General features: G+C 63.4%; 24 protein-coding genes and 3 pseudogenes. 14 read left to right on the top strand and 13 right to left on the bottom strand.

The window, feature by feature from the left end; all coding sequences use genetic code 11:
* From O7A61_RS07365 to O7A61_RS07340, 6 genes and pseudogenes are all read left to right on the top strand, one after another.
* Nucleotides 1-256, top strand: a pseudogene (locus O7A61_RS07365) (siroheme synthase CysG); the annotation flags it as partial.
* Complete coding sequence (locus O7A61_RS07360; RefSeq protein ID WP_140712058.1) at nt 253-546, top strand: DUF2849 domain-containing protein; 294 nt, start codon at nt 253-255, stop codon at nt 544-546. The pseudogene O7A61_RS07365 and the gene O7A61_RS07360, both read left to right, overlap by 4 nt.
* 35 nt (nt 547-581) lie before the next feature.
* Nucleotides 582-2,252: a nitrite/sulfite reductase gene (locus O7A61_RS07355; protein ID WP_337129168.1), complete on the top strand. Its 1,671-nt coding sequence runs from the start codon at nt 582-584 to the stop codon at nt 2,250-2,252.
* A complete protein-coding gene (locus O7A61_RS07350; RefSeq protein ID WP_027143056.1) occupies nt 2,227-2,991 on the top strand; it encodes a phosphoadenylyl-sulfate reductase in 765 nt (254 codons plus the stop codon). The genes O7A61_RS07355 and O7A61_RS07350 overlap by 26 nt, the downstream gene beginning before the upstream one ends.
* A 149-nt stretch (nt 2,992-3,140) precedes the next feature.
* Nucleotides 3,141-3,680, top strand: coding sequence for a DUF934 domain-containing protein (locus O7A61_RS07345; protein ID WP_337129167.1), 540 nt, complete (start codon nt 3,141-3,143; stop codon nt 3,678-3,680).
* Nucleotides 3,681-3,837: 157 nt separating this feature from the next.
* Entirely contained in the window at nt 3,838-4,458 is a 621-nt protein-coding gene (locus tag O7A61_RS07340) for a DJ-1/PfpI family protein (protein WP_337129166.1), read from the top strand.
* A gap of 113 nt (nt 4,459-4,571) precedes the next feature.
* Here O7A61_RS07340 and O7A61_RS07335 read toward each other — a convergent pair whose 3' ends face one another.
* A complete protein-coding gene (locus O7A61_RS07335) occupies nt 4,572-5,594 on the bottom strand; it encodes a fatty acid desaturase (RefSeq protein WP_337129165.1) in 1,023 nt (340 codons plus the stop codon).
* Nucleotides 5,595-5,673: 79 nt separating this feature from the next.
* A complete protein-coding gene (locus tag O7A61_RS07330; RefSeq protein ID WP_027143052.1) occupies nt 5,674-5,883 on the bottom strand; it encodes a hypothetical protein in 210 nt (69 codons plus the stop codon).
* 238 nt (nt 5,884-6,121) lie between these two features.
* Between O7A61_RS07330 and grpE the strand changes: the two genes are divergently transcribed.
* Complete coding sequence (gene grpE, locus O7A61_RS07325; RefSeq protein WP_337129164.1) at nt 6,122-6,754, top strand: nucleotide exchange factor GrpE; 633 nt, start codon at nt 6,122-6,124, stop codon at nt 6,752-6,754.
* Between the two features lie 118 nt (nt 6,755-6,872).
* On the top strand, nt 6,873-7,505 hold the full coding sequence (locus tag O7A61_RS07320) for a trimeric intracellular cation channel family protein (protein ID WP_027143050.1): 633 nt from the start codon (nt 6,873-6,875) through the stop codon (nt 7,503-7,505).
* A gap of 196 nt (nt 7,506-7,701) precedes the next feature.
* Here the strand turns inward: O7A61_RS07320 and O7A61_RS07315 are convergent, their stop codons facing one another.
* The 7 genes from O7A61_RS07315 to O7A61_RS07285 form a co-directional block, all read right to left on the bottom strand.
* Nucleotides 7,702-8,577 carry a GNAT family N-acetyltransferase gene (locus O7A61_RS07315; protein ID WP_032935138.1) on the bottom strand — a complete coding sequence of 292 codons (876 nt, stop codon included), beginning with the start codon at nt 8,575-8,577 and terminating at the stop codon, nt 7,702-7,704.
* A gap of 240 nt (nt 8,578-8,817) precedes the next feature.
* The gene (locus O7A61_RS07310; protein WP_337129163.1) at nt 8,818-11,127 is read right to left on the bottom strand and encodes a hybrid sensor histidine kinase/response regulator; all 2,310 of its coding nucleotides are present in this window, start codon (nt 11,125-11,127) and stop codon (nt 8,818-8,820) included.
* A 144-nt stretch (nt 11,128-11,271) separates the two neighbouring features.
* Complete coding sequence (acuI, locus tag O7A61_RS07305) at nt 11,272-12,261, bottom strand: acrylyl-CoA reductase (NADPH) (RefSeq protein ID WP_337129162.1); 990 nt, start codon at nt 12,259-12,261, stop codon at nt 11,272-11,274.
* Nucleotides 12,262-12,316: 55 nt separating this feature from the next.
* Nucleotides 12,317-12,799: a signal peptidase II gene (gene lspA / locus O7A61_RS07300; RefSeq protein ID WP_337129161.1), complete on the bottom strand. Its 483-nt coding sequence runs from the start codon at nt 12,797-12,799 to the stop codon at nt 12,317-12,319.
* Nucleotides 12,800-12,812: 13 nt separating this feature from the next.
* Nucleotides 12,813-13,670 carry a TrmH family RNA methyltransferase gene (locus O7A61_RS07295; protein WP_127279744.1) on the bottom strand — a complete coding sequence of 286 codons (858 nt, stop codon included), beginning with the start codon at nt 13,668-13,670 and terminating at the stop codon, nt 12,813-12,815.
* A 1-nt stretch (nt 13,671) separates the two neighbouring features.
* Nucleotides 13,672-14,760 carry a class I SAM-dependent rRNA methyltransferase gene (locus O7A61_RS07290; protein ID WP_337129160.1) on the bottom strand — a complete coding sequence of 363 codons (1,089 nt, stop codon included), beginning with the start codon at nt 14,758-14,760 and terminating at the stop codon, nt 13,672-13,674.
* A gap of 90 nt (nt 14,761-14,850) precedes the next feature.
* Nucleotides 14,851-15,336: a DUF1772 domain-containing protein gene (locus O7A61_RS07285; RefSeq protein WP_337129159.1), complete on the bottom strand. Its 486-nt coding sequence runs from the start codon at nt 15,334-15,336 to the stop codon at nt 14,851-14,853.
* 99 nt (nt 15,337-15,435) lie between these two features.
* Here O7A61_RS07285 and O7A61_RS07280 point away from each other — a divergent pair.
* Nucleotides 15,436-15,519 (top strand): annotated as a pseudogene (locus O7A61_RS07280) (transcriptional regulator); the annotation flags it as partial.
* 26 nt (nt 15,520-15,545) lie between these two features.
* Nucleotides 15,546-15,689 (top strand): annotated as a pseudogene (locus O7A61_RS07275) (EVE domain-containing protein); the annotation flags it as partial.
* Nucleotides 15,690-15,694: 5 nt separating this feature from the next.
* On the opposite strand, the gene O7A61_RS07270 reads toward O7A61_RS07275, so the two are convergent.
* The 4 genes from O7A61_RS07270 to sppA all read right to left on the bottom strand — a co-directional run bounded on the left by O7A61_RS07270 (nt 15,695) and on the right by sppA (nt 18,424).
* A complete protein-coding gene (locus O7A61_RS07270; protein ID WP_337129158.1) occupies nt 15,695-16,660 on the bottom strand; it encodes an ornithine cyclodeaminase family protein in 966 nt (321 codons plus the stop codon).
* A gap of 37 nt (nt 16,661-16,697) precedes the next feature.
* Entirely contained in the window at nt 16,698-17,063 is a 366-nt protein-coding gene (locus O7A61_RS07265; RefSeq protein WP_337129157.1) for a DUF1049 domain-containing protein, read from the bottom strand.
* 40 nt (nt 17,064-17,103) lie between these two features.
* On the bottom strand, nt 17,104-17,388 hold the full coding sequence (locus O7A61_RS07260; protein ID WP_006200394.1) for an integration host factor subunit beta: 285 nt from the start codon (nt 17,386-17,388) through the stop codon (nt 17,104-17,106).
* Between the two features lie 79 nt (nt 17,389-17,467).
* Nucleotides 17,468-18,424: a signal peptide peptidase SppA gene (gene sppA / locus O7A61_RS07255; protein ID WP_027143041.1), complete on the bottom strand. Its 957-nt coding sequence runs from the start codon at nt 18,422-18,424 to the stop codon at nt 17,468-17,470.
* A 353-nt stretch (nt 18,425-18,777) separates the two neighbouring features.
* On the opposite strand from sppA, the gene lptC reads away from it, so the two are divergent.
* The 4 genes from lptC (at nt 18,778) to rpoN (ending at nt 22,723) form a co-directional block, all read left to right on the top strand.
* Nucleotides 18,778-19,491, top strand: a complete 714-nt coding sequence (gene lptC / locus O7A61_RS07250; protein ID WP_337129156.1) for an LPS export ABC transporter periplasmic protein LptC — start codon at nt 18,778-18,780, stop codon at nt 19,489-19,491.
* Nucleotides 19,478-20,086 (top strand): LptA/OstA family protein, encoded by a 609-nt coding sequence (locus O7A61_RS07245; protein ID WP_337129155.1) that lies wholly within the window; start codon nt 19,478-19,480, stop codon nt 20,084-20,086. The genes lptC and O7A61_RS07245 overlap by 14 nt, the downstream gene beginning before the upstream one ends.
* Complete coding sequence (lptB, locus tag O7A61_RS07240; RefSeq protein ID WP_027143038.1) at nt 20,086-20,904, top strand: LPS export ABC transporter ATP-binding protein; 819 nt, start codon at nt 20,086-20,088, stop codon at nt 20,902-20,904. Before O7A61_RS07245 ends, lptB begins: the two co-directional genes overlap by 1 nt.
* Nucleotides 20,905-21,196: 292 nt before the next feature.
* On the top strand, nt 21,197-22,723 hold the full coding sequence (rpoN, locus tag O7A61_RS07235) for an RNA polymerase factor sigma-54 (protein ID WP_027143037.1): 1,527 nt from the start codon (nt 21,197-21,199) through the stop codon (nt 22,721-22,723).
* The last annotated feature ends 259 nt before the right edge of the window (nt 22,724-22,982 follow it).

The raw sequence follows: 22,982 nt of genomic DNA, 5'->3' as shown, positions 1-22,982 counted from the left end.
CCGGCTGATCGAGGCCGGCCTGTCGCCGGACACGGCGGTCGCTGTGGTCGAGAATGCCAGCCTGACCAATCGCCGACGCTTCCACGGCACGCTTGCCGACCTGCCGTCGCTGGAGGCGCGCGCCGATCTGTCGGGCCCGGTCATGACCATCATCGGCGACGCTGTCGCCGGCGCCAATTTCGAGCGGTCCGAGCCGCTCGCGGCGCACAGGCATGAGAGTTCGCCCGTAGCGGCCGCCGAGGGAGTTCAGCCATGAAGATACTGACCGCCAATCGCCTTGGCGACGGCATTGCCGTCTGGTACGCCGATGGCGGCTGGGCCGAGACGGTGGACCATGCAGACCTTGCCTATGACAAAGCAGCCGAGGATCGGCTGGAGGCGATCGGCGCCAAGGCCCACGCCGACAATGAAGTGGTCGACGTCAATCTGATCGACGCGGAAGTCGTCGACGGCGTTGTCGAGCCGGTGCGGCTGCGCGAGAAGATCCGCGCCGCCGGTCCCACCATCCGCAACGATCTCGGCAAGCAGGCTGCGCGGGCAGCCTAACCAGGCACGGGCGGACGCGCCCTGAAAGACGAAGCATGTACCGTTACGATGAGTTCGACCACGATTTTGTCCAGGCCCGCGTCGCCGAGTTCAGCGATCAGGTCCAGCGCCGGCTGTCCGGCGAGATCACCGAGGACCAATTCCGGCCGCTCAGGCTGATGAACGGCGTCTATCTGCAGCTGCACGCTTATATGCTGCGCATCTCCGTGCCCTATGGCACGCTCAACGGCAAGCAGCTGCGGATGCTCGGCCACATCGCCCGCAAATACGACAAGGGCTATGGTCACTTCACCACGCGCCAGAACATCCAGTTCAACTGGCCGGCGTTGTCGGATATTCCGGCGATCCTGGCGGACCTGGCCAGCGTGGAGATGCACGCCATCCAGACCAGCGGCAATTGCATCCGCAATGTGACCGCCGACCATTTTGCCGGGGCGGCCGCCGACGAGGTCGCCGATCCGCGTCCCTATGCGGAAATCCTGCGGCAATGGTCGTCGGTGCATCCGGAATTCTCGTTCCTGCCGCGCAAGTTCAAGATCGCGGTGACGGGAGCCGAGCGCGACCGAGCCGCCATCCAGACGCATGACATCGGCCTGCACCTGAAGAAGAACGCCGCCGGCGAGCTCGGCTTCGCCGTCTATGTCGGTGGTGGCCAGGGCCGCACGCCGATGGTGGCGAGGAAGATCCGCGACTTCCTGCCGGAAGCCGACCTTCTATCCTACTGCACGGCGATCCTGCGCGTTTACAATCTCTATGGCCGCCGCGACAACAAGTACAAGGCGCGCATCAAGATCCTGGTCCACGAGACCGGCGCCGAGGAAATCACCCGCCAGGTCGAGGCCGAGTGGCAGGAGTTGAAGGACGCGGAGCTGAAGCTGCCGGAGGCCGACATTCGCGCCATCGAGGCCTATTTCGCCCCGCCGGCGCTGACCGGGCGGCCGGACGGCGACACGGCGGTCAAGGTGGCGCGCCTGGATTCCAAGGGCTTCTCTGACTGGCTCGACCAGAACGTGGTGACGCACCGCCACCCCGACTACGCGGCGGTGACGATCTCACTCAAGGGTATCGGCGAGGTGCCGGGCGATGCGACCGACAGCCAGATGGAAGCAGTCGCCGACATCGCCGAAAAATACGCTTTCGACGAGCTTCGCGTCAGCCACGAGCAGAACCTGATCCTGCCGCATGTGGCGCGCGCCGACCTCAAGACAGTCTATGACGCGCTGGTCGACATCGGGCTGGCGACGGCCAATTCCAACCTGATCTCGGACATCATCTCGTGCCCGGGCCTTGATTATTGCGCGCTGGCGACCGCGCGCTCGATCCCGATCGCACAGGAAATCTCGCAACGCTTCGCTTCGCTGGAGCGGCAGCGCGAGATCGGCGAGCTGAAGCTGAAGATCTCCGGCTGCATCAATGCCTGCGGCCACCACCATGTCGGTCATATCGGCATCCTGGGTGTCGAGAAGAAGGGCTCCGAACTCTACCAGGTGACGCTCGGCGGTTCCGCCGACGAAAACACCTCCGTCGGCGAAATCATCGGCCGCGGCTTCTCGTCGGAAGAAATCACCGACGCCATCGAGACGATCGTCGACACCTATCTCGGCCTTCGGCTCAACCCACACGAAATATTCATCGACGCCTACCGCCGTGTCGGTCCCGCGCCGTTCAAGGAGGCGCTCTATGCTGGCGAAGCCAAGGCCGCTTGACCATATCGTCGACGTCGAGGACGGCGCCGCCGCCAAGGCGGCGGGGTTTGACGCGCTCTACGGTCATCTCAGCCCGATCGAGATCATCGAACGATCGGCCAATGAGCTGTTTCACGACGAGATCGCCGCCGTGTCTTCGTTCGGCGCGGATTCGGCGGTGCTGCTGCACATGATCGCCAAGATCGACCGCACGCTGCCGGTCGTCTTCCTCGATACTGGCAAGCATTTCGAGGAGACGCTCGGCTATCGCGACGCGCTGGTCGCCGATTTCGGGCTGACCAACATCCGGGTCATCAAGCCCGACGAAGCGGCGCTCGAACGGATCGATCCGACCGGCAATCTGCACCAGAACAACACCGACGCCTGCTGCGACGTGCGCAAGGTCGAGCCGCTGGCACGTGGCATCGCACCCTTCCGCGCCTGGTTCACAGGCCGCAAGCGCTTCCAGGCCTCGACACGGGCCGCACTTCCGGTGTTCGAGGCGGTCGGCCCGCGCATCCGCATCAATCCACTGGCGCGCTGGACGACGTCGGATCAGGCCGGCTACATGCGCGCGCATGCGCTGCGCGAAAATCCACTGGTCGCCTATGGTTATCTGTCGATCGGCTGCTTTCCCTGCACGCAGCCGGTGCAGCCGGGCGAGGACGCGCGCAGCGGCCGCTGGGCTGGTCATGCCAAGACCGAGTGCGGCATTCACCTGTCGGGACTGGAAGTGTCGCTGACCGACGCATCACTATAGGGTATGTTGCAATTCAGGTGAGGCCTGTGCTTCCGGTGCTCACGTACTTCAAGTACGCTCCACTCCGGTTCTCGGAAGCAGCCGTTTTCGACGCGGCCTGACCTGAATTTCAACACACCCTTGAGCGCTTCGAATTTTTAGGAATTTTGATGACTGAACCGACGACACCGGAGACCCGGCTCTGGACCCCGGAGGGTTTTCGCGAGGACGAGTGGACCCATGCCGAAAGCGCCGATGCGCTTTCCGGTAATGGCCGCTTCATCCTGCCGCTGCAGGCGTTCCTCGACCTCGACCCGGAGGTGCGCCGCTCGGCGAAGGAGCGGCTCGGCGTCCTGCTGCAGCCCGGCGATCAGCTCGAGAAGATCGCCGACCTGCTCGACCAGCTGTCGCTGGTGGCGCTGGCCTTCCCGGCCTTCGGTGATGGCCGCTCCTTCTCCAAAGGCGAACTGCTGCGCAGCCGCTATCATTTCACGGGCGCGCTGCGTGCCACCGGGCAGGTCCTGGTCGACCCGTTGCCGCATATGCTGCGGCTTGGCTTCGACGAGTTCGAGGTCTCGAATCCAGTGCTCTTGAAGCGCCTAGAAGAGGGCCGTACCGGAGGGTTGGGGCTTTACTACCAGCCGGCCGCCCTAGCGGAAGCGGAGCCCAAGGGGCCGAAATATTCCTGGCGCCGGGTTCGCGGCAGCTGACGCGTTTTCTACGAAAGCCAAAGCCCTCTCAATCGAGGAAGACCCAAACTGGTCGTACCAATTGTGCGATTTGCGCTTTTCCCTGCATCATCTTGCCCTTAGGATAATGCGATTATTTCGGAACCCGAAATAATGGCCACAAAGGGAGGAACCGGGAATGGCTGGCAAGAAGATATTGATGCTCGTTGGCGAGTTCAGCGAGGAATATGAAATTTTCGTCTTTGAACAGGCCATGCATGCCGTCGGCCACACCGTGCATGTCGTCTGCCCCGACAAGAAGGCCGGCGATGTGCTGAAGACATCGCTGCACGATTTCGAAGGCCACCAGACCTACACCGAAAAGCCCGGTCACGATTACATCCTCAACAAGACGTTTTCCGAGGTGGATCCGGCCCGGTACGATGCCGTCTACGCGGCGGGCGGCCGAGGTCCGGAATATATCCGCATCGACAAGCGCGTGCAGGCGCTGGTGCGGCACTTCCATGAGACAGGCAAGCCGATCTTCACCATCTGCCATGGCGTGCAGATCCTGATCGCGGTAGACGGCGTGGTGCGGGGCAGGGAAGTGGCGGCGCTTCACTATTGCGAGCCGGAGGTGACGCTGGCGGGCGGCATCTATATCGACGTCGCGCCGAACGGAGCCCATGTCGACGGCAATCTCGTTTCGGCCAAGGGCTGGCCGGGCCTGTCCAATTTCATCCGCGAATGCCTGAAGGTGCTGGGCACTGAGATCCGCCATGGCGAGATCCTGATGCGCGACGAGCGGCAGGCGGCCTGAGGCTTTGAGGACTGGCCGGACGGTTGAGAAGCATTGCGCTGCCTCTCATCCGGCCCTTGGTCATCGGACGAAAAGCCAAGCAATTGGCTTTTCGTCCGCTGCGTGGACCGCGCCTATAGCGCCGCGTGTGCCTCGCGGAACGATATCAGCTTGCTGCGGCTTTCGTCCCACAAGGCCAGTTTGACGCAGCGCAGGCTCTCGATCAGCGTGACGCGGCCGATACCGCGCAACTCGGGATAGTCCCGCAGCACTTCCTGCAGCCGGTAGCCGGGCACCCTGGCGGAGAGGTGGTGGACGTGATGAACGCCGATATTGCCGGTGAGCCAGTTCAGCACCGGCGGCAGGTCGTAATAGGACGAGCCATGCAGGGCGGCGTGCTGGAACTCCCATTCCCCATCCTTCGCCCACTCGGTCTCCTCGAACTGGTGCTGGACATAGAACAGCCAGATGCCGGCCGAACCGGCGAGAATGACGATCGGCAGATGGACAATCAGGAACGCGCCGGGACCGATGACCCAGATGAGGATGGCCGCGGCAAGCGCGATGCCAAGATTGGTGGTCATTGACGAAACCCAGGGCGTCAGGCCGCCGCGCATCATGCCGACGGGCAGCCTTTGCGAGAAGATGAACAGCCAGACCGGCCCCAGGCCGAACATCACCAGGGGATGGCGGTAGAGACGGTAGGCCAGACGCCCCCGCCAGGACATCCGCCGGTATTCGGCGACGGTCAAGGTCCTGATGTCGCCAATGCCGCGCTCGTCGAGATTGCCGGCGCTGGCATGATGCGTGGCATGGGCGCGACGCCAGCAGTCGTAAGGCGTCAGCGTCAGGATGCCCAGCGCACGACCGATCCAGTCATCGGCATGGCGATTGGCAAAGAAGGAGCCATGGCCACAATCGTGCTGGATCATGAAAATCCGCACCAGGAATCCGGCCGCGGGCAAGATGAGGATCAGTCCCCACCAATGACCATAGGCATAGGCCGCGGACGACAGAGCCCACAGAGTGGCGAAGGGAATGAGGGTGATGGCAAGTTCAAGTGCGCTGCGTCGCCTGTCAGGCTTTTTGTAGCGCGCCAGGATCTTGAGCCAGGCGCGCTTGCTATTGGCCGCCGCTTCGGGGGAAATCATGTTCATCAGGAAGCATAGGCGGGGTGCGCCGCCACCGCAAGCCGATGATCACGTAAAGTTACTGTGCGTAATTGTCGCGTAAGGCCTAGTCGATCCTCACTGCCCGTCGCCAGCCGACGTCGCCATCCTCGACCCTGTCGAGGTGGTCGAGCAATTGCCCGAAGCGGTCCGGGATGTCGGTTTCGGTGCGGAAGGCTGGCAAGGTGCGCAGAAAGCGCTTCATCGCCTCGGCGCCGATCTGGCGCCGAACCTCCGCAGCGAGCCTTTCTGTTTTTTCGAGCTTGTTGCGGGTCATCGGTTCAAATCCTGCGTCGGGTCCCAAACTCCTCCAGCGACGGAATGGTTCCCGCATCACGGCCTTGTGGCAAGCAAAGCCGGCAAGCACGGTAAAATTTGAATTAAAATCGGATTACCGCCTTGGTGCCTTCCAGGTCCGGTGAAAGGTCCTTACGGTCGCTTTCCCCTTGATTTTTGGCCTGCGAACCTCGATATCGGGCACAAATCCATACCATTCGAGATGACGGGAAACGGCGATGAGCGACCAGGCAAAAGACGAACGCGCGCCCAGTGAAGCCGAGGCGGCCGAGGCCAACGTCGAGCGCACGGAAGGCAGCATCGATGGCGACTATGAAGCGCTTGTGCGCCTGCTGAAGGAAAACGAAGAGCTGAAGGACCGCGCACTACGCGTCGCGGCCGAGATGGAGAACCTGCGCCGCCGCACCGCGCGCGACGTGCACGACGCGCGCACCTACGCGGTGGCGAATTTTGCCCGTGACATGCTGTCGGTGTCGGACAATCTGCGCCGCGCGCTGGATGCCATTCCCGCCGAGGCCAAGGCGTCGGGGGATGCCGGCTTCAAGGCACTGATCGAAGGCGTCGATCTGACCGAGCGCGCCATGCTGTCGGCGCTGGAACGGCATGGCGTCAAGAAACTCGCTCCGGAAGGCGAGAAGTTCGATCCCAATTTCCACCAGGCGATGTTCGAAGTTCCCAATCCCGATGTCCCTGCCAACACCGTGGTCCAGGTCGTGCAGCCGGGCTATTCGATCGGCGAGCGGGTGCTGCGCCCGGCCATGGTCGGCGTCGCCAAGGGGGGCCCGAAAATCGCGGCCGACGCGGCGGTCGAGCCAGGGCCGGTCAATGAGCAGGCCGAGAAGGATGCGTGAGGATAGTGAGTAGTGAGTAGCGAATAGGGAGTAGCGAATAGGAAGTAGGGGCTGACACTAAGCTGCGGCTTCGTGCTATTGCCCTACCTGCTACTCACTACTCACTACTCGCTTACGCATGAACCCCATCGCCCTTCTCGACTATGCCGGCGTTGCCGTCTTCGCGGCGACAGGGGCGTTGGCGGCGTCGCGCAAACAGCTCGACATCATCGGTTTCCTGTTCCTGGCCAGCGTCACCGGTATCGGCGGCGGCACGCTTCGCGACGTCATCCTCAATCTGCCGGTTTTCTGGGTCGCCAATTCCAGCTACGTGCTGATCTGCGCGGCGGTCGCGGTGCTGGTGTTCTTTGGTGCGCACCGTGTCGAATCCCGCTGGAAGTGGCTGCTCTGGCTCGACGCCATCGGTTTGGCCGCTTTTTCGGTGATGGGTGCGGCCAAGGGCCTGGCCATTACCGGTTCGCCGGTCGTTTCCGTCATCACCGGCGTGCTCACCGCCACGTCGGGCGGCATCCTGCGTGATCTGTTGGCGGGTGAACCCTCGGTGCTGCTGAGGCCGGAAATCTATGTTACGGCCGCTCTCGCGGGCGCTGCAATCTTCACGGCTGGCGATGTCACAGGATTGCCGCCGATCGTTTCAGAGCTGGCCGGCTTCGCCGCGGCATTCGCGGTGCGCGGCGGTGCGCTTCGTTTCGGCTGGACCTTTCCATCCTACAAGAGCCGGCCCGGCCGGCGGCCGGAAGACATTCCGTGAAAAGAAGGGAATAGCGAGTAGTGAGTAGTGAATAGGGGTTGGCAGCCCAGACGCCTGCGGCATAACTCTCGCTATTCGCTATTCGCTATTCGCTATTCGCTATTCGCTATTCGCTATTCGCTATTCGCTATTCGCTATTCGCTATTCGCTATTCGCTATTCGCTATTCGCTATTCGCTATTCGCTATTCGCTATCGTCACGCGGCGAAGCGCTGCGCTTCCCCACCATAATAATTGACGTAGCGTGCGCCGATCTCCTTGACCGGCATCACGACGAAAATGTCGACCGTGGAGAATTCGCGGTCGATGACGCAACCATCGCCGATGCGAGCGCCTACCCGCAGATAGCCCTTGACCAGAGGCGGCATCGCCGCGATCGCCGCCTTGGTGTTGACCGCCTCGATCGGCATCAGGTCCATGGAGCAATAACGTTCGGACACAGCCCGCACGTCCCAGGCCGAGTTTGTGCGGCAATGATGGGCGAGATAGGTGAGCGCCTCGGCATGCGCCGCAGGCACGGTGCCGTGGAATGAGGCACAACCGGTCATCACGCCGATTTCGTAATGATTGATATAGGCCCAGATGCCTTGCCACAGCGCCTCGATGGTGCGCTTGGAACGGTATTCGGGTAAAACACAGGAGCGGCCGAGTTCGAGGAAACGCTGGCCGGGATGACGGGCGATGAGCTTGGTCAGCTCGAATTCGCCTTCGGAATAGAAGCCGCCGGCGGTTGCCGCGATTTCTTGCCGCAGCAAGCGATAGGTGCCGACGATGCGGCGGTGCTCAGGGCCGGAAAGCGTGGTATCGAGGACGAGCAGATGGTCGCAGAGCGGGTCGAAACGGTCGGCGTCGCGGCGGTCCTGCGCCTGGAACAGATCCTTCCTGGCGCCAAGCTCATCATAAAATACACGATAACGCACTTCCTGCGCGGCCGCGATCTCGGCCTCGTTGCGGGCAAGCCGCACTTCGAGGTTGCCGATACGGCCGAGCGCTGCGCCTTTTATGACGGAATCGACATTACGTCCGGCGAGCAAGGCGCTGCTGGCGTTCGGCCGAGTGTCACATTCCGGCATAACTGTATGCACGAGTGATTCTCCTTCGAGCCATCCCTCTTGGCACGGGGATACGGTGTAGGTGCAACAGGATTGTGACAGTACCGTGATACGGCGTCGCGGGCAATACTTCGTCGGCTGGCGAAAACGGTCAACCGGCTATGTTGCGTCACAAGGCCCCAGGTGCGTCGTGTTCGCGGGCGCCGAAACCGGGCTGCTTTTTTGGTGGTCTTCGTCAGCCACGCACCGGGAAAAGGCGGCTCAAGCGGCGATCTGGCCTTCGACGGCGCTGACCAGCGCCTCAGGGTCAAGCGGCTTGGTGACGAAGCCGCTGGCGCCGTGGGCAAGCACCGCATGGCGGGTCTTTTCCTGGCTATCGGCTGACAGCACCATGATCGGCACGGGCGGCACGGATGTCTCCTCCTCATGGCGACGAATCGCAGCAATGGCGTCCAGCCCGTCCATGACCGGCATATGCAGATCCATCAGCACCACGTCGAAACGGCGGTTGTGGCCGGCGCCCGTGACCGCCTCGACGGCGGCCTTGCCATTGCCGACCACCTTGACGCGATGTCCGGCCTTCAGCAGCGTTGCACGGGCCAGCATGGCATTGATGTCGTTGTCCTCGGCGATCAGCACGGACAGGCCCTGCTGGCGTTCGCCTGACGCACGAAGCGCCGGTGCGCGTCGTTTTTCCGGCTGCGGCGGGGCAAGGACCGGTGCGTGGCTGCTCAAAAGGACACGCAAGAGTGTTCCTCCGCGCACTGGCCGGGCAAGGAATGTCGCGTAGCCGCTGCCGCGAAACTCGCCAAGCATGCCGCGATCGGTGGGGGCAATCAGCGTGACGGCTTCGCAATTGGCGAACCCATGTTGACGAAGCCGCTTGAGCAGTCTTCCGTCACTCTCTTCCAGGGCCGCGTCGACCAGAAGCACGTCGCAGCTGTCGGCAAAGGAAGCGGCCTGAGCCACGGTGGTGGCCATGCCGGCCGCGCCGCCATTGGCGCGGATGGTGCGGGCGATGGCGTCGGCCTCGACGGTGTTCTTGGACAGGATCACGGCGCGTCGCCCGGCAAGCGCGTTCAACCGGCCCTGCGGCGGCTCGGTGGCTGATATGGCGGGAATTTGGAAGACGAATTCCGATCCCTGGCCAAGCCGGCTGGAAACCGAAATCGCGCCGCCCATGGCGGCCACCAGGCGCTTGGAGATGGCAAGTCCCAGTCCGGCACCGCCATGCGGGCGCGTCGAGGTGCCGTCGGCCTGCTCGAATTCCTCGAAGATGCGCTCCATGTCCTCGTCGCGCAGGCCGGGACCAGTATCGGCGATGGTGAAGCAGATGCGGTCGGTGGTCTCGGTGCGGGCGCGCGCGACGCTGACCAGAACGCCGCCGCTGTCGGTGAACTTGATGGCGTTGCCGATGAGGTTGAGCAGCACCTGCCTGACCCGGCCCGGATCGGCTGTGATCAATTGCGGCACATCCGGTTCAACATGGCAGCCGAGGCCAATATTCTTGGCGAAGGCGCGTGCAGCCATCAATTCGATGATGTTGTCGGCGATCTCGCGCACGGACATCGGCTGCGGTTCGGGATCGAAGCGTCCGGCCTCGATCTTGGAATAGTCGAGCAGGTCCTCGATCAAGGCAAGCAAGGCGCTGGCCGAAGTCGAGATGGCGCCGACATAGGTCTGCTGCTCCGGCGACAGCCTGGTGTCGGCGAGCAGTCTGGCCATGCCCATGATGCCGTTCATCGGCGTGCGGATCTCATGGCTGACCGTGGCGAGGAAGCGCGACTTGGCCTGGCTTGCGAACTCGGCGCGCTCGCGCGCGGTGATCATGGACGATTCGGCGCGCTTGCGTGCGGTGATGTCGCGGGCGATGGCGCGATGCGAGACGGCATTGCTGTCCTTGTCGCGCACCGACAGCTCGATCCAAGAGAACCAGCGCGGGCCGGTCGGCGTGCGGATTTCAACGTCGGTGGAACTCAGGCATTCATGGTCGGAGAAAGCGGCATCAGGAACGATACCGACCTCGATGCCGAGCTCGGCCAGCGTCTTGCCGGCAAGGTCGCGCTGATCGGTTTCGACAAGGTCGGCGAACACCTTGTTGGCATAGACGATGTAACCGTCTCGGTCGCGATGGATGACGAGGTCGCCGAGCGCGTCGATGAGACCGCGAAAGCGCTCCTCGCTTTCCTGCATCTCCCACATGCGGTCGGCCAGCGTCTCGATCTCGGCGCGGTTGCGGGCGGTGGTTTCGTCAAGCATGACCGTATTGCGGCGCACGCTACGTCTGGCGTGCAGATGCATGGCCAGGCCGGCAAGGCCGGTTGCCAGCAACGCCACGCTGATGAAGGCCGGCGCCCCGGTCAGGTAGGAGATGCCTGCCAGCGCCATGACAACAAAGGTCAGGATCGGCAGGCCTTCCCGCTTGGCCGGTTGCTGATCGGGCACCAGCGGCGGCGCGGCGATAAACCGCCGCGCGGACGCCGGCGCTCGCGCCGGTGCCGCATCGATGTCGTCACCTGCATCGATATCGTCGCCTGCGTCGACCTGTTGCCTGTCGGTTTCCGCGATCATGCGAAATCCTTTGCCAGACAGAGATTATGGAAAATTGCGGGGGATCGTTCGAATTTTAGCGGATTGGGCCTTTTTGCCTCGGCGGCGACGGATTTGCCAGCCGATGTGGCAATTCCGTCCGGCGCCCGCGACCCCTGAGACGGGTCACATGTCGACGACGACGCGGCCGCGGATCTTGCCCTCGACGATGTCGTGTGCCGCACCGATGATGCCGTCGAAGCCGATGGTCGTGGACAGGCTGGCGAGCTTGTCGACATCGAGATCGGCACCGATGCGCCGCCACGCCTCAAGGCGTACGGTCTTCGGCGCCATCACCGAATCGATGCCGAGCAGGGAGACGCCACGCAGGATGAAGGGGGCGACGCTCGACGGCAGATCCATGCCGCCGGCCAGGCCGCAGGCGGCGACCGCGCCGCCATAGGAGGTCATCGACAGGACGTTGGCCAGCGTGTGGCTGCCGACCGAATCGATGCCGCCGGCCCAACGCTCCTTGGCCAGCGGCTTGGCGGGCTGGTTGAGCTCGTCGCGCGATATCACTTCGGCGGCGCCGAGGTTGATCAGATAAGGGCTTTCGGCATTGCGGCCGGTCGAGGCAATGACATGGTAGCCGAGGCTGGATAGGATCGAGACCGCGACCGAACCGACGCCGCCGGCAGCGCCCGTAACCACGACAGGGCCGCGATCGGGCAGGATGCCGTGCCGCTCCAGGGCCATGACGCAGAGCATGGCCGTGTAGCCGGCGGTGCCGACCGCCATGGCATCATGCGCGCTCATGCCTTCCGGCAGAGGCACCAGCCAGTCGCCCTTCACGCGGGCGCGCCCGGCATAAGCGCCGAAATGGGTTTCGCCAACGCCCCAGCCATTCAGGATGACCTTGTCGCCCTTGCGCCAGTCGGGATTGGAAGAGGAGATGACGGTGCCGGCAAGGTCGATGCCCGGCACCAGCGGCCATCGGCGGATCACCGGTGCCTTGCCCGAGATGGCCAGTCCATCCTTGTAGTTCACCGTCGTCGCCTCGACCGCGATGGTAACGTCGCCCTCCATCAGATCGGCGTCGGTGAGATCGGTCACGGTGACCGACTGTTTTTTCTCGGCATCGCGCGAAACGAGGATGGCTTTGAAGGTTTCGGTCATCTTTTTCTCCGCGAACTTACTTGGCGTCTGACTGTGCGGCGATGGCAGCGTGGGGTCAATCGTTCGAAGGCGTGGGTTCACGCCGCCAGCCGATGAGTTCGTCGAGGACGACCAGCGCCGCGCCCACGGAAATGAAGGCGTCGGCAAGGTTGAAGACGGCGAAGGACCATACCGGCGTGTGGAACAGGATGTAATCGATGACATGGCCGTAGACGGCACGGTCGATCAGGTTGCCCACCGCGCCGCCGATGATCAAGGCAAAGCCGATGCGGGCGATGATATGGCCCGATGGCGTGCGCGTGGCGAGGTAAAGCACGAAGGCGACGACCAGCACGGCGATGACCACGAGGCCGGTGTCGCCGAAGGAGGAGAACATCGAGAAGGCGATGCCGGTGTTATAGGTGCGAAACAGCGCCAGGAAGGGCAGGAGGTCGAGCTTTTCCTGGAAGGGCAGGCCGGCCTCGACCAGTGCCTTTATCCATTGGTCGAGCGCAATGGCCACAATGACGAGCAGCGCGTAGGGAGACCATGATTTCACGATTGGGCAATCCTCATTGCTGGTCCGGGATTGGTTCGAGTTTCAGCGCGCCGCGCCTGATCTCGAACAGCATGATGCCGGTGGCGACCGCGAGGTTGAGCGAATCGGCGCGGCCCGCCTGCGGAATCCTGAGCAGCCTGTCGCAGCTTGCCGCCAGGCTTTCGGGTAGGCCCTGCTGCTCGTTGCCCATCATCAGCAGCACCGGCCCGCGGGAAAAATCGACCGAGCGGTAGTCGACCGCGCCTTTCAGATGCGTGCCGGCGACGAGACCTGAAAAGCCGCCGCGCCAGGCTAGGAATGCCTCGGTCGTTGCCTTCGCCACCGGAACGGCGAAAATGGAACCCATGGTGGCGCGTACCGTCTCGACGGAAAACGGATCGGTGGTATCGCCGACCAGAATAACGCCCTTGGCCCCGACGGCGTCGACGGTGCGGATGACGGTGCCGAGATTGCCTGGATCGCGCACCCGGTCGAGCGCCACCCAGACATCGCCATTGTCGGCACGGATGTCCTTCAGGGCCAGGAATTTTTGCGAGAAGACGCCGACCACCATTTGCGGATTGTCGCGGCGGGTGATGGCGACAAGCACCTTTTCCGATACTTCGAGCACGGTGCCGCCGGCGGCAACGGTGCGCGCCGCGACCTTTTCCACGGCCGCGTTGCCGCGTCCGGCCTTGGCGAAAACAAGCGTCCTGATCTGCCAGCCCAAATCGAGCGCATCGATGACCAGCTTCAGCCCTTCGGCCATGAAGGCGTTCTGCTGGTCGCGGAATTTCTTCAAGGCAAGTGCCTTGATGTCCTTGACCAGCGGATTGGCAAGGCTGGTGACTTCCTTCACCTGGCCTGGTGCGCCGGCATGCCGTTCGTTCATGTCAGGCCACCCAGCGCGAAAACAGTGAAGTCGAAAGCGCCCGGCCGACGGACTTTTCACGGATGATCAGCTCGCCCGATTCAACCTTGCCGCCCATGCCGGCAAAGGTGTCGCGCATCAGAGCGTGGATGGCGAAGAAGGAGGCACGGATCGAATAGGCGGTCAGAACCACGGCAAGCGGTTTTGGGGTCAGGATCGAGCGACAGAGGTCCGTCAAATCAGGCAGGTCCTCGAACAACTGCCACACTTCGCCCTTGGGGCCGCGGCCATAGGCCGGCGGGTCGAAGAGGATGATGTCGTAGCGGCTGCCGCGACGCTCCTCGCGCTCGGCGAACTTCACCGCGTCGTCGACGATCCAGCGGATCGGCTTGGCGCCAAGACCGGCCATCTCCTGGTTTTCGCGCGCCCAGCCGATCGCCTTCTTCGAGGCGTCGACATGGGTGACCTCCGCACCCGCGCGCGCCGCCACCAGCGAGGCAAGGCCGGTATAGCCGAACAGGTTGAGCACCTTGACGGGGCGCCTGGCCGCCGCGATCAAGTCCGCCATATGGTCCCAGTGCGAGGCCTGCTCGGGAAAGACGCCGACATGGCGAAACGAGGTGAAACGGCCGAGATAGTCGATGCCGTCATGCTTCATCGGCCAGGTTTCGCCGAGCGGTGTCTTTGGAAAACGCCAGCGGCCGATGCCCTCCTCGTCGGTGTCGCCGGTGAAGATCGCGTCGGCCCGCTCCCAGTCCCTTGCCGGCAGGGCCTTCTGCCAGATCGCCTGGCCCTCGGGCCGCACGATGCGGTAGGGACCGTATTGTTCAAGCTTTTGGCCGCCACCGCTGTCGAGCAGCGCGTAATCCGCGTTGGGAGCCACTTCGAGGATTACCGGAAGGTGCTCAGCGGGCAGCGCGCCTTCGCGGCGGGCAAGGATGCGCGGCGCGGATTTCGGCTCGAACTGGTTTTCCGGTTTCACATTGTGTTGTTCGCGCGGCCTGGCATCTGGCTTGACCGCGGAACGATCCTCGGCTGGGCGCGGCTGTACGGTCCCGCTCTTCGCTGGGTGCGGTCGGCCGTCGCGGCGTTTGTCGCGAAAAGACTTCAAGAGGCAGCTTCTCCGGCGGTTCGGCCCGCTTCTGCCACAGCTATGACCATCGGCGCAACAAACCCGCGCGACATTGCGGTTGCGGATGGCTCAGCCACGCCCGATCGAAAGGAGGGCGACAACCAGCGAAACGAAGCCGACAGCCTTGGCCGCCATGACGACCATGTGGCCGGTCTCCCAGCGCAGCCGTATGGCTTCGAAATTGTCAGGAATCGGGCCCGGCACCCAGGTGGCGAGAACGTTATTGGCCGGTTTGACGAGAACGAACCAAAGCACCAGGGATAGCGCATAGAGCAAGGTGGCGCCGAGTGCGAACCAGAACGCCGGCCGATCCTCGCGCAGCAACCATGCGAGCAGTCCCGGGCAGGCGACCGCCGCGACATCCAGCGGCGCGCCAATGATAGCGAAGAGCAGGAACTGCCCGTTGAAAACGGTGGCCTCGCGCCAAAGCGCCGGGGACCACCGGGTGAGCCGGGGCACCGATTCCAGGACATGGGCGAAGGACGGCCCGAGGCTGAGCGCAGCGATCGTGGCGGTCAAGACAGACCAGAAGAGCAGGAAGCCATATAGTCGCATGACGCGACAACGGTTCCGGGCCGAAGCCGTTCCGAACCGTCGCCACTTGCCGTTGCCTCAGCACTGGCCCTATCGTTGACCACTCCCGGATAGCCGTCCATGTCCCGTTCCGAACGCCTGCTTGACCTGATCCAGTCGCTGCGCCGGCACCGCCGGCCGGTGGGCGGGCAAGCATTGGCCGACGGAGAACAGGCCAATGGGGAACAGAAATGAGCGCGTGTTGGATCGCGGTAGCGTCGGCCGGCCATGTCCGGCGGGGCCGGCAAGGCGGCTTCATGCAGGTCAACCACGGCAAGGCGGCACCGCTGCACCGCGTCAGGCCTGGCGACGGCATCGTGTATTACTCGCCGACCACCGATTAGCCCCTGAGCGCCTTGTAGACGGCAATGCCGGCGGCCAAGTCCTCGAGTGCCGCGCCAACCGACTTGAACAGCGTGATCTCGTCAGGGCTGCCGCGGCCTTCCCTTTGGCCGCGCGCCAGTTCGTGCAGGTCGGCGACGATGGTTTCCGGCTTCAGCACGCCGGAGGCCAGTGGCTGGACGATGTCGCCGGCCTCCTTGGTGGCGCCGGCGCGTGTGTCGACATAGACGCGGGCGCGCATGATCGCGTCGTCATCGCTTTCGCGCATCGTCGGGGTGAAGCCGCCAACCAGATCGACATGGGTTCCCGGCCGCAGAAGCGCACCCTTGATCAGCGGCGTGGTGGTGATTGTCGCCGAGGAGACTATGTCGGCCTGGCCAAGCTCGGCATCGAGATCGGTCGCCGCGCTGGCCGCGAAGCCCTCGGCGCACAGATCGGCCGCGACTTTCCCGGCGTTGGCCGAGGTGCGGTTCCAGATGCGGATGGTCTTGATTGGCCGCACGGCGCTGTGCGCCTTGGCCAGGAAGGGTGACAGCGCGCCGGCGCCGACCACCAGCAGCCGCGAGGCATCGTCACGGGCGAGATAGCACGCCGCGAGCGCCGAGGCGCAGGCCGTGCGCCACTGCGTCAGCCGCTGGCCGTCGATCAGGGCTTCCGGTTCGCCGGTGCCGCCGTCGAGCAGGAGGTAGAGCCCCATCACGGCGGGCTTGCCGATGGTGTTGTTGTCGGGCGAGACGGTGACGATCTTGACTCCGATATGGCCGCCGGCGGAACCGCCCGCGGCTTGAAAGTCGGTCCAGGCCGGCATCAGCAGCAGGGTCGACGCCGCACCGTCAGGCCTTTCGACCGCGTGATGATGCCTGACCGGCTGCACCGCGCCCTCGCGAAATGCCGTGCGCAGCGTCTCGACCAGTCCAGGAAAGGTCAGCGCACGATCGACCTCCGCGGCCGAAATGGTCAGCATGAAAGGCTCCGTGAAAAAAAATGCGCCGGCCGACGCTTTAATTGATGGGCTTCGGCAATGCTGACCCTGGGGCTGACTCTGGGGCCGACCCTTGGACCGGGGCTTGCGGCACTGAAGGCGCGCGGACCGCCTGGCGCAGGTTTTCCGCCTCGACGCCGCGCTGGCGCGCCAGCTTGCGGTAACGGCCCTGCTTGACCCATGTCGCCAGGCTGCCGACGACCATGCCGATGGCGAGCGCCAGGAACAGGAAAATAAACAGCGGCAAGGTCAGCGTCAGCTTCGGATTGCCGGGATTGAACGGGTCCAGCGTGAAGGCGACGAGTTCGCGGTTGGCGACGGCCAAAGCGATCAGGATGATCGCCAGGGGCACGAAGATCACGATAAGTATGAAGCGGTTGAGCATGATATTTTCCGTCGCAAGCGGGCCGGGTAAAGCCGTCCGGCTACTTGCCGCCGTTCAGTCTTTCACGCAGTTCCTTGCCGGTCTTGAAGAACGGCACCCATTTCTCCTCGACCTCGACGGATTCGCCGGTGCGCGGGTTGCGGCCGGTGCGGGCAGGTCGGTTCTTCACCGAAAAAGCGCCGAAACCGCGCAATTCGACCCGGTTGCCCTCGGCAAGCGCGTCAGTGATTTCATCGAAGATCGCGCCGACGATGTTTTCGACGTCGCGCAGGAAAAGATGCGGATTGCGCGTGGCAATAATCTGCACAAGCTCGGACTTGATCATCAGACGGGTCCCCGTGAAAGCAGTTCGGCCAAAATTATCAGGATGATTTTATTTGCTTTTTCAGCTGTCCCAACGCGTCTCAAGGGTGCCAGACGGAAACGAGACCGTCAAGAAACAAGCGGTCGGCGCCAAGTTCATGGATGACGTCGCCGCCGGAGTCCGGCAGGCCGAGCGCGCCGGCGACCGTGCGTGCCATCGCCTTCGACCACAGGAAACCGCCGCGCCGTTCCGTGTCCTTCCACTCGACCACCTTGAGTTTGGCATCGACCCCCTTGGTCGCCAGCCAGTCGATCGCCACGGACTCGCCGCCGACGGCGTCGATCAGCCCGTTGGCAACACCCTGGCGGCCGGTGAAGATCGAACCGTCGGCGAGCGCCAGCGCCTGTTCGTGGGTCATCTTGCGGCGTTCCGCGACGATGCCGACGAACCAGTCGTAGCTGTCCAGGATGAGCTTGCGGACCATGGCGCGTTCGTCGTCGTTGGTCGGCTTGAAGGGCGAGGGTGAGGCTTTCAGCGGCGAGGATTTCACCTCCTCCAGCTTGACGCCGAGCTTGTCCATCAGGCCGCTGACGTCGGGATACTGGATCAGCACGCCGATCGAGCCGACGATCGAGGTTTTGCGGGCGACGATATGGTCGGCGGCACTGGCGATCATGTAGCCCGCCGACGCAGCGAGCGTGCCGACCTCGGCCACGACAGGCTTGTCGGCGGCGAGCTTGCGCACCTCCTCGTAGATCGACTCCCCGCCGACGGTCGTGCCGCCAGGAGAATCGACCACCAGGATCACGCCTTTTACTTTCGGCGACTGGCGGATGGTCTCCAGCCGCTTGATCAGTTCGTCGTCCTCGGTGATGGTGCCTTCGACCCTGACCTTGGCGATGTGGTCGACGGCAGAGCCCCCGAAATCGTCGCCATAGAACCAGGTCGACAGCGCAATCACGCCGAGCGCCACGATGCCAAAGGCCGCAACACGCCAGAAAGTCAGTTTGCGCCGCAAGCGGCGGCGGTCGATCAGGTCGTCGGCTCTCAATGCCATCGTCAGCCTCACAGTCAGCGGGAAGAGACGCTTTTAGACCATGATGTCTTCATCGGGAAGCAGTTCCGTCCCGCATATGGCGCGGCGATCTGCGCGCGACGGTCCATATGCTGTCTTTTTTGTGACTGGCCTATGCGAGCGATGCAAGGTAGGTGCGAAGAACTTCGGTGATGAAAAAGGACGCAAGGGCGTCTATTTCTGCTATGAAGCACTGGCTGTTGCGCTGACCCGGTTTTGTTTGTGCACGGCAGCTGTCACATTTTTGCGGTTTTCGTCGGCTTGTGCTTGCGTGAGGGCGCTGGCGTCCCACCTATAGGCGGGGCTCCTGGGCAGGGTTTTGGAAGAAAGCAGTCATGTTAGCGCGACCGAATGAACAGACCAGCCCGGAGACGGAGTTGGCTCCCCCGGCGGATGGCTGGACGCGGGGCGAAGCTTTCGACCGCGCCCAGCGTCATTCGCGGCGCGTGCGCGTGCTCAAATTCGCCGTGCCCTTGGCCGCGGCGTTGATCGCCGTGGCCTTCCCGGTCTATTCCTATTTCACCGCGCCCGTCTCCGTCGCGGTGCAGGCCGAAGGCACCGCCTTCTCCAACGGCAAGCTGGTGATGGCCAATCCCAAACTCAACGGTTTCACCAAGCAGAAGCAGCCTTATTCGATGACGGCGCTGCGGGCGATACAGGATGTGAGCACGCAAGGCATCATCGAACTCGAAGGCATCGACGCCAAGGTGCCGATCGCGCCCGACAATGTCGCGGCGGTAAAAGCCTCGCACGGTACCTACGATCGCGACGGCAACACGATGAAACTGAACAGCGACGTGACCATCACCACGACCGACGGCATGCAGGCCAAGTTCAAATCGGTCTTCCTCGACATGGGCAAAGGCACTATGAAGACGGATGATCCCGTCGATGTCAGCCGTGGCGGGTCGCAGATCAGGGCGGATTCGATGTCGGTCCAGGACAATGGCAAGATCCTGGTGTTCGAGAACAAAGTTCGTGTCAATATCGATCCCGCCGTTCTGAAGGCGGCTGAGGCAAAGGGCGAAGAAGCGAATGTGGGTCAATAGTTCGACACGGCTTGCGGCCGCAACTTCGGCGCTGTTCCTGCTCAGCCTGGCGCCGTCGCTGGCGCAGTCGGGGGCGGCCAGTCAGGTGTCGGGTCTCAAACTGGCCGGCGACAAACCAATCCAGATCGAAAGCGACAAGCTGGAAGTCCACCAGGCCGACAGTGTCGCCATCTTCACGGGCAACGTCACCGTCGTCCAGGGGCCGACGCTGATGAAGGCCGGCAAGATGATGGTCTACTACGTCAAGGATCCCAACGCGGGCGCGAAGGGGGCCGAAGCCGCCGGGGCGGCAGCCATGACCGGCTCGGCCAACATCGATCACCTGGAGATCTCCGACAAGGTCTACATCAAGTCGGATCAGCAGGTCGCGACCGGCGATCAGGGCAGCTTCGACATGAAGAGCCAGGTGCTTGTGCTTTCGGGCAAAAAGGTCGTCCTGTCGCAAAACGACAATGTCCTGGTCGGCTGCAAGCTCACCGTGCAGATGAAAACCGGGCTGGCCCAGGTCGACCCATGCGCTGGGCAGCGCGTGCAGATGTCGATCACGCCCCCGCCGAAATCGGATGCGTCGAAATCGGGAGCGACGAACCCCTGATGGCCAGCCTGTCGTCGCTGACGGCGCGTCTTCCGGGACGGGCCGCAGGCAAGCTTTCGGCTCCGGCCGCGATCACCGTCGACAAGGCGAAGTTCAAGGGAACCTTGATCGCCAAGGGCCTGACCAAGAGCTACAAGGGCCGCAAGGTCGTCAGCGGCGTCACGCTGGGCGTGCGCGCTGGCGAAGCTGTCGGGCTGCTCGGCCCCAACGGCGCCGGCAAGACGACCTGTTTCTACATGGTCACCGGCCTGGTCCCGGTGGATGAAGGCACTATCGAGATCGACGGCTTCGACGTCACCTCGATGCCAATGTATCGCCGCGCGCGCCTCGGCATCGGCTATCTGCCACAGGAGGCCTCGATCTTCCGCGGCCTCAATGTCGAACAGAACATCCGCGCCGTGCTCGAAGTGGTCGAAAAGGACCGCAAGGTTCGCGAGCGCAGCCTCGACGAACTGCTCGAGGAATTTCACATCAGCCATCTGCGCAAGGCGCCGTCCATGTCGCTCTCGGGCGGCGAAAGGCGGCGCCTGGAAATCGCGCGTGCGCTGGCGACGCGCCCGGCCTATATGCTGCTCGACGAACCCTTCGCCGGCATCGATCCGATCGCCGTCGCCGACATCCAGCAACTGGTGCGTCACCTGACGGCGCGCGGCATCGGTGTCCTCATCACCGACCACAATGTGCGTGAGACGCTCGGCCTCATCGACCGTGCCTATATCATCCATGCCGGCCAGGTCCTGACCCATGGCCGCGCCGACGAAGTGGTGGCAAATCCCGACGTGCGGCGGCTTTATCTCGGCGAGGGTTTCACGCTCTGAGACGTTCGCTGTCTGAAACAGCGAACCGTCCCGTCTCTTTTCACTGAATTCCGATTGGAAAGCCATTTTTCCCCGGCTCCCGGAATCGCTCTCAGCGTGAAATTTGTTTCCTGATACGATTTTTTGCGCGCCGACGACCTGTTTTCCGCGATTTTGATCCGCAATAACGCTCCGGTAAGCGAGTTTTGCTAGGCTTTGCCTTGACAAGCAAAAGCCGGGCCAGTTTCTATGGCCGGCCGAGAAATTCATTCCGGAAGTCCGGACGCGTAGAGGAGGCGTTTGAAACCGAACCATGGCATTGGCGGCGAAACTACAGCTCCGACAGTCGCAGTCGCTGGTGATGACGCCGCAGCTGATGCAGTCGATTCGGCTGCTGCAGTTCACCCATGCAGAGCTCGAGCATTTCATCGACGAGGAGATCGAGCGCAACCCGCTCCTGGAGCGCGCCGAGCCGCAGGACGATGCCGCGAGCGATCAGGCGCAGAAGCTCGAGGCTGAGCCGCAAGCGGCGCCCGATGGCGACTGGTTCGAGAACGAGACGGCATGGAGCGCCGAGGCGATCTCGGAAAAGCTCGATACGTCCCTGGAAAACCTGTTTCCCGATGATCCCGGCACCAGCGAACGGCTCGGGCCCGACCTGACGGCGCAATGGAAATCGGCTTCGGGCAGTGGCGGCGGCTCCTCTTCCGAGGGGCTCGATGCCGGCGACATGGCGGCGAGCGCGATCACGCTGCGCGACCATGTCGGCGAGCAGATCGCGCTCGCCTTCACCGATCCCGTAGCGCGGCTGATCGCCGGAGAACTTGCCGATGGGCTCGACGAGACCGGCTATGTCAGGGCCGATCTGGCGGAGATCGCTGGGCGGCTTGGCACCGACGGCGTGGCGGTGGGCAAGGTGCTGGCCGTATGCCAGACCTTCGAGCCGGCCGGCCTGTTTGCCCGCGATCTCGCGGAATGCCTTTCCCTGCAGCTTGCCGTGCGTGACCGGCTCGATCCGGCCATGAAGGTCCTGATCGCCAATCTCGAACTGCTGGCGCGCCGTGATTTCCAGACGCTTAAGCGGCTCTGCGGCGTCGATGAGGAGGATTTGCTCGACATGCTGGCCGAAATCCGGGCGCTCGATCCGCGGCCGGGCATGGCGTTTTCGGGCGGCGCCAGTAACTCGATCGTCGCCGACGTCGAGGTGCGGGCGGCCAATGACGGCAGCTGGACCGTCGAACTCAACGCCGAAACGCTGCCGCGCGTGCTGGTCGACCATATCTATTTCGCCCAGGTGTCGCCGCACGCGAAGAACCAGGCTGAGAAGGACTTCCTGGCCGAGTGCTTGCAGAATGCCAACTGGCTGACACGCAGCCTCGACCAGCGGGCCAAGACGATCCTCAAAGTGGCCTCGGAAATCGTGCGCCAGCAGGATGCCTTCCTCGTCCATGGCGTGCGCCACCTGAAGCCGCTCAACCTGCGCACGGTGGCCGACGCCATCGGCATGCACGAATCGACGGTCAGCCGGGTCACCGCGAACAAATACATGCTCACCCCGCGCGGCGTGTTCGAACTGCGCTATTTCTTCACCGCCTCGATCGCGGCATCGGGTGGTGGCGATGCGCATTCCTCCGAAGCGGTGCGTGATCGCATCAAGCAAATGATCGACGAAGAGAAGCCCGTCGATGTGCTGTCGGACGATGCTATCGTCGACATGCTGAGGGAAAGCGGCGTCGATATCGCCCGTCGCACGGTCGCCAAGTACCGGGAAGGCATGAATATTCCCTCATCGGTGCAGCGCCGGCGCGAGAAGCGGGCGCTCGCCAGCGCCGGCCGTTAGGCACTCCCGATTTCCACAGTTTTCGAGTTTCATTGACAAGCCACGGTGAAGTGGCTAGAAGCCCGCCCGCATGAGACGGGCTTGATGCCCGCTAGCGGATGGTCCGTCACGACAATGACCCGGGACGGTCAAGAAGGCGGCTTGTGATCAACCGGAAAGTTCGGATTTAAATCGGCGCGAGTGACGCCGCAAAGCTTGTGCGCACGGATCACGAGTATAAACTCGGGCCAGTTTGAAGCCTGAGCAAGGAAGGTCAGTT

Origin of the sequence: Mesorhizobium sp. Cs1321R2N1 (assembly GCF_037179725.1) — a bacterium.
GTDB lineage: Bacteria > Pseudomonadota > Alphaproteobacteria > Rhizobiales > Rhizobiaceae > Mesorhizobium > Mesorhizobium salmacidum.
This window is presented reverse-complemented; position numbering and strand designations above follow the sequence as displayed.